General features: G+C 46.1%; 1 protein-coding gene. It reads right to left on the bottom strand.

Annotation, left to right across the window (positions count from 1 at the left end; all coding sequences use genetic code 11):
• Positions 1–217: 217 nt before the first annotated feature.
• Positions 218–1,401: elongation factor Tu (gene tuf / locus GVO62_RS18650; RefSeq protein ID WP_159120533.1), on the bottom strand; the 1,184-nt coding region annotated here is incomplete at its 5' end.

The following is a 1,401-nucleotide window of genomic DNA, read 5'->3' as shown; positions in this document are numbered from 1 at the left end:
CGGCGTGTTACTTCTTCTCCCCATTAAACTTCTTGTTATGCCGTTTAACGATAGAGTGAGTGTATGCCCTCTGAAACCCTACACCGCATGGATGCGGTGTCGGAGCCCCCATGGATGGGTTTACGGCGTGTTCTGGAGGGCATACACTCACTCTCTTTCCAGACATAAAAAAAGCGCACCTAAGTGCGCTTTTTTGGCTTATGTTACTAAGTCTAGATTAGTCTAGGATCTTAGATACAACACCAGCACCTACTGTACGACCACCTTCACGGATTGCGAAACGAAGACCTTCTTCCATCGCGATCGGAGCAATTAGCTCAACTTTGAATTTAAGGTTGTCACCAGGCATTACCATTTCTACGCCTTCTGGAAGCTCTACAGCACCAGTTACGTCAGTTGTACGGAAGTAGAACTGTGGACGGTAGCCTTTAAAGAATGGAGTATGACGACCACCTTCATCTTTAGACAGTACGTATACTTCTGCTTCGAAGTTAGTGTGTGGATTGATTGAACCAGGCTTAGCTAGTACTTGACCACGTTCAACTTCATCACGCTTAGTACCACGTAGAAGAACACCAACGTTCTCACCTGCACGGCCTTCGTCAAGAAGCTTACGGAACATCTCAACACCAGTACAAGTAGTCTTAGTTGTGTCTTTGATACCTACGATTTCTACTTCTTCACCAACTTTAACGATACCTTGCTCAACACGACCAGTTACAACAGTACCACGGCCTGAGATTGAGAATACGTCTTCGATTGGAAGGATGAACGGCTTGTCGATTGCACGCTCTGGCTCTGGGATGTATGAATCAAGCGCTTCACCAAGCTCGATGATTTTCTTTTCCCACTCTGGGTCGCCTTCAAGCGCTTTAAGAGCTGAACCTTGGATAACTGGTAGGTCATCACCTGGGAATTCGTATTCGTTAAGAAGTTCACGAACTTCCATTTCTACTAGCTCTAGAAGCTCTTCATCGTCAACCATGTCACACTTGTTCATGAATACGATGATATAAGGAATACCAACCTGACGACCAAGTAGGATGTGCTCACGAGTCTGTGGCATAGGGCCATCAGTCGCAGCTACTACTAGGATACCACCATCCATCTGAGCAGCACCAGTGATCATGTTTTTAACGTAATCAGCGTGTCCTGGGCAGTCTACGTGTGCGTAGTGACGAGTAGGAGTGTCATATTCTACGTGTGAAGTAGAAATGGTGATACCACGAGCTTTCTCTTCAGGCGCGTTATCGATTTGATCGAAAGCCTGAGCAGAACCGCCGTAAGTTTTAGAAAGAACTGTAGTGATAGCTGCAGTTAGGGTAGTTTTACCGTGGTCAACGTGGCCGATTGTACCCACGTTTACATGGGGTTTCGTACGTTCAAACTTTTCTTTTGCCA

The organism is Alteromonas sp. KUL150 (genome assembly GCF_009811475.1).
Classification (GTDB): Bacteria; Pseudomonadota; Gammaproteobacteria; order Enterobacterales; family Alteromonadaceae; genus Alteromonas; species Alteromonas gracilis.
This window is presented reverse-complemented; position numbering and strand designations above follow the sequence as displayed.